The sequence below is a fragment of the Dietzia sp. E1 genome (assembly GCF_014145015.1).
Lineage (GTDB): Bacteria > Actinomycetota > Actinomycetes > Mycobacteriales > Mycobacteriaceae > Dietzia > Dietzia cinnamea_A.
The window spans coordinates 1-4416 of record NZ_JAALDU010000471.1; the positions used below are offsets into that span (position 1 = coordinate 1).

Below are 4416 nucleotides of genomic sequence, written 5' to 3' on the forward strand. Positions count from 1 at the left end.
CCAGGCGCATCTCGCGGATCTGCTCGGCCTGCCGCATCCGCAGTACGTCCACGTGCCGCTCGCGGTGAACGCCGCCGGTGAGCGGCTGGCCAAGCGGGACGGCGCGGTGACCCTGGCCGACCTGGCGCAGGAGGGGACGACGACGAGGGCCGCGATCGCCCGGATCGTGGCCTCGCTCGGTGGGCCGGAGGGCGCGGACTCGATCGAGGCGTTGCGTGGGGTTGTCACGGCCGAGTCCCTGCGATCCGGTCCCTGGGTGGTGGCCTGACCCCGCGGGCCGGATTCGTCGCGGGCGCGCGTCTGCCCGGATAATCGTCGCTCGTGACCACTTCATCGCAGACTCCCGAGCCCCGGGACCCGCGCGGTACCGGGTTATCAGAAGGGACTGGGCGGCCGGACGGGATCACTCCCGAGCCGGCGCGCAGCACCCAGACCCCCGACCGCACCCAGACCCCCGGCCCCGCCCGCGCGGCGTTCGCCACCCTCGGCAGCCCCTACTTCGGCTACCTCATCGCCCTGTTCGTCGGCGTGATGCTCATCAGCAACGTCACCGGGACCAAGGGCGTCCTCCTCTTCCCCGACCTGTCGTTCCAGCTCGGGTTCCTGTCCGTCGACGGGCTCGTGACCGACGGCGCCTTCCTGCTCTTCCCGCTGGCCTACGTGCTCGGCGACGTGATCAGCGAGGTGTACGGCTTCCGCGCGATGCGCCAGGTCGTGCTGTCGGGGTTCGCGGTCCTCGCCCTGGCCGCGTTGAGTTTCACCGCCACCGTGCACCTGCCCGCCGCGCCGTTCTACGAGAACCAGGACGCGTTCGAGGCGGTCGCCGGGGTCGTCCCGCAGTTCTTCCTCGCGGGACTCGCCGGGTACGTGGTGGGCGAGCTGCTCAACTCGTACGTCCTCGTGTGGATGAAGCGGCGCACCGGCGAGCGCAGTCTGTGGGCGAGGCTGCTGGGCTCGACCGTGGTCGGCCAGCTCGCCGACACGATGGTCTTCTGCACGATCGCCGCCCCGGCACTGGGCATGGCGCTCTGGTCGGGTGACTACTGGAACTACGTCGTCATCGGGTTCGTCTGGAAGACCCTCGTCGAGGCGGTGCTGCTGCCCGTGACGTACCTGGTCATCGCGTGGATCAAGAAGCGCGAGCCCAGCTACCAGGCCGCACTGTCCGGGCCGGCCGTGTCACAATCGGCGGCATGACCCCGCCCCACGGCAGCCCGCGCGCCGTGACGGTCCTCGGCGCGACCGTCGACGACCAGACCCGCTGCGTCCACTACGCCAGCCCGTTGGACATCGTCGCGATCCGCTTTCACTGCTGCGGCGAGTTCTACCCGTGTTTCCGCTGCCACGCCGACGCCGTCGACCACCCGGTCACGGCGTGGCCGGCGGATCGGTTCGACACCCGCGCGATCCTGTGCGGGGTGTGCCGGTCGACGCTCTCCATCAGCGGCTACCTGGAGGCCGACTGCTGCCCGTCGTGCGCGTCACCGTTCAATCCGGGATGCTCCCTGCACCACTCGATCTACTTCGAGTGAGGCGCCCCGTCGGCCTCGTTCATCGCCGTGATGACTGTGCACAGCACACCGAGCTCCCGCCGCGTGAGGTCCTCTCGCCGGGCGAGGTCGGCGTCGCGGCCGAGGTCGAGCGCGCGTTCGGCCGTCTCCGGGTCGGGAAGAGTCCTGACCGCATCGGCCAGGACCCCCGCATTGTCGCGGGGAATCCCGAGCATCACCGCGTCGGACACGATCGTCTCGACGATGTCCCTGTAGATCGCACCCTCCCGGGCGTCGAGCAGCGGAACCACGCGGGCGACGTCGTCGTAAAGCTGGTCGAGGTGACCGTCGTCGTCGGGGTGTACCTGATCCAGTGACGCGGTCTCGGCGACGTTGCAGAGGAAGTCGAACAGCATCTGGTGGGCCGTGAAGGGACCGGGCCAGAGCCGCAGGTGCTCGTCGAACGGTAGGGAGGCGGCGCGCCAGATCAGCTTCGCGGCCCGCTGCTCGTCCCCGTCGACCATTCTGGTCAACGCCTTGTCCAGGAGGTTGAGCGCCGCGTCCATCGTCGCTTCGCTGACCTCCGCCAGCGCCCCGGTCTTGACGTCCGGATGGAGACCGTACGGCGTTCGTCGTGCCAGGTCCTCGTCGAGCGTCAGCCTACGGTCGTCCGTCATGCGTCCAGTCTCCCATCCGCGGCGGCTCGGCGTCCGGGTCATCGCCCCGTGTAGTACCGCCCCAGGAACTGCTCCTTGTACGCCAGGTACTCGTCGGGTCCGGCCGCCATGGCCGCGCGCACCTCGTCGACGAGCCGCACCACAAAGGCGAGGTTGTGCAGTGTCAGCAGGGTGGAGCCGAGGAACTCCTTGGCCTTGAACAGGTGGTGTAGGTAGGCGCGGCTGTACTCGCGCGAGACCTCGGACGGCCCCTCCGGATCCAGCGGGGTGTGGTCGTGCCGGAACTGCGCGCGGGTGATGTTGACCCGTCCGTCGAGCGTGTAGATGCCGCCGTGGCGCGCGAGCCGGGTGGGCGCGACGCAGTCGAACGTGTCGGCGCCGTTCTCCACGGCGGTGAAGATGTCGTCGGGCTCACTGATCCCCAGCAGGTGCCGCGGCCGGTTCTCGGGCAGTTCCTCGGTGCACCAACCCACGATCGTGCCGAGGTTCTCCTTCTCCAGCGCGCCGCCGATGCCGTAGCCGCCGAACCCGCGCCGCCCCTGGTCCTCGGCGCGCTCGCTCATCTCCACGAGCCCGCGCACGGCCTGCCGCCGCAGGTCCTCGAACTGCGCGCCCTGGACCACTCCCCACAGGGACTGCCCCGGCCGATGCGTCCGCTCGGTGGACAGCCGCTCGTGCTCGTCGAGGCAGCGCTGCGCCCACCGGCGGGTCCGCTCCACCGAGTTCTCCTGGTACCGGCGGGTGTTCATCAGGGTGGTGAGTTCGTCAAAGGCGAAGATGATGTCGGCCCCCAGCGAGTGCTGGATCCGCATCGACACCTCGGGCGAGAAGCGGTGCCGCGAGCCGTCGAGGTGCGAGGTGAAGGTGACGCCGTCCTCGTCGACCTTCGCGAGCCGGCCCTGGCCCTTGTTGGTCGCCGAGTCGTCGGGGGCCGCCTTGGTTCCCGCGCTCATCTCGATGACCTTCTTGAACCCCACGCCCAGACTCATCACCTGGAACCCGCCGGAGTCGGTGTAGGTGGGCCCGTCCCAACGCATGAACTCGCCCACACCGCCGGCGGCGTCGACGATCTCGTGTCCGGGCTGCAGGTACAGGTGGTAGGCGTTGGCCAGCACCGCCTGCGCGCCGGTCGAGCGGACCTGCTCGGGCGTGAGCGCCTTGACCGTGGCCTTGGTGCCTACGGGGATGAACGCCGGGGTGGCGATGTCGCCGTGGGGCGTGTGGATGACGCCGGTGCGCCCGCCGGCGGTGCCGTCGAGAACCATCCGCTCCCCCACGTCGAAGGTGGTGGGGCGGGTGTCGGATGCGGCGTGGTCGGGCATCGCTCCATCGTGGCATGTCGGTCCGTGATCGTGGACGTGACCCTAAGATGGACCTTTGCGTCGGCCGGGGGGACGTGGGTGTCGGCGCCGGGGGGCGCGACGCGCGCGTCGATGAGTACGACGACGAGGTGTGCCATGACCGCAACGGGAGGACGACGGCTCTCCAAGCAGGAACGCCGTTCGCAACTGGTCGTGTTGGGGATCCGACTGCTGGAGACGGTGCCTTTCCATGCCCTGTCCCTGGACGATGTGGCGGAGCGGGCCGGTGTGTCCCGCAGCCTGCTGTTCCATTACTTCCCCACCAAGCTGGACTACCTCACCTCTGTCGTCCGGGCGGCGGCCGATCACGTCCTGTCGCTGACGGAGGTCCCGGAGGGCACCAGCGCGGAGGACTGCACCCGCGCGATCGTCACGGCGCTGGTCCGCTACATCCAGCGTCGGCGCGACAACTACGTGGCGGTCCTGCGTTCGGGCCGGGCGGTCGACCCCGCGTTGGAACAGGTCGTCGACGGTATGCACCGGACGATCAGTCTGCGGATCCTGGACAGCATCGGGGTGGACGGGGCGGGCCCGATGGCGCTGGTGCTCACGCGCGCCTGGCTCGCGGGGGTCGAGGAGCTCGCGTTGCTGGGCGAGGAGTCCGGACTCCCGCAGGCGGCGGTCATCGATTCGGCGCTGTCGACACTCAACGCGGTCGTGTCGCTCCCCGACTTCGTCGACGACGTCACCTGCACCGGCACCGGCACTGGCGCCAGCCCCGCCTGACCCCGCCCGCCGCCCCGGCACACTCACCCCACACCCGCACCCACAGCTCCGCCGCGCGCCCGCACCCTCCCGCGACCGCCCCCTTCCCAGCCGCCTCCTTCGCAGCCGCCCGTCGCCATGGCGTCTCGCGCGTACCGCGGGGCAGGCCAGACGCCATGGCGA

The 4416-nt window shown here is 70.2% G+C and carries 5 protein-coding genes and 1 pseudogene; 4 read left to right on the forward strand and 2 right to left on the reverse strand.

Features of this window, described 5'->3' with window-relative positions:
* The 3 genes and pseudogenes from G6030_RS14140 to G6030_RS14150 all read left to right on the forward strand — a co-directional run.
* Positions 1 to 268: pseudogene (locus G6030_RS14140) on the forward strand (tRNA glutamyl-Q(34) synthetase GluQRS); the annotation flags it as partial.
* A gap of 242 nt (positions 269 to 510) precedes the next feature.
* Entirely contained in the window at positions 511 to 1197 is a 687-nt protein-coding gene (locus G6030_RS14145; RefSeq protein ID WP_347238672.1) for a queuosine precursor transporter, read from the forward strand.
* A complete protein-coding gene (locus tag G6030_RS14150; protein ID WP_082904191.1) occupies positions 1194 to 1532 on the forward strand; it encodes a CHY zinc finger protein in 339 nt (112 codons plus the stop codon). Before G6030_RS14145 ends, G6030_RS14150 begins: the two co-directional genes overlap by 4 nt.
* Here the strand turns inward: G6030_RS14150 and G6030_RS14155 are convergent.
* Positions 1520 to 2167: a hypothetical protein gene (locus G6030_RS14155; protein WP_182643561.1), complete on the reverse strand. Its 648-nt coding sequence runs from the start codon at positions 2165 to 2167 to the stop codon at positions 1520 to 1522. The two genes, G6030_RS14150 and G6030_RS14155, sit on opposite strands and share 13 nt — an antisense overlap.
* Before the next feature lie 38 nt (positions 2168 to 2205).
* Entirely contained in the window at positions 2206 to 3489 is a 1284-nt protein-coding gene (gene tgt, locus G6030_RS14160; protein ID WP_063972155.1) for a tRNA guanosine(34) transglycosylase Tgt, read from the reverse strand.
* A 135-nt stretch (positions 3490 to 3624) separates the two neighbouring features.
* Here tgt and G6030_RS14165 point away from each other — a divergent pair, with 135 nt between their 5' ends.
* Positions 3625 to 4254, forward strand: coding sequence for a TetR/AcrR family transcriptional regulator (locus tag G6030_RS14165; RefSeq protein WP_182643562.1), 630 nt, complete (start codon positions 3625 to 3627; stop codon positions 4252 to 4254).
* Positions 4255 to 4416: the final 162 nt, after the last annotated feature.

Bases quoted from the DNA above. Each gene is read 5' to 3' on its own strand.
- G6030_RS14150 (WP_082904191.1), top strand. From the start codon at position 1,194: ATGACCCCGCCCCACGGCAGCCCGCGCGCCGTGACGGTCCTCGGCGCG.
- G6030_RS14155 (WP_182643561.1), bottom strand. From the start codon at position 2,167: ATGACGGACGACCGTAGGCTGACGCTCGACGAGGACCTGGCACGACGA.
- tgt (WP_063972155.1), bottom strand. From the start codon at position 3,489: ATGCCCGACCACGCCGCATCCGACACCCGCCCCACCACCTTCGACGTG.
- G6030_RS14165 (WP_182643562.1), top strand. From the start codon at position 3,625: ATGACCGCAACGGGAGGACGACGGCTCTCCAAGCAGGAACGCCGTTCG.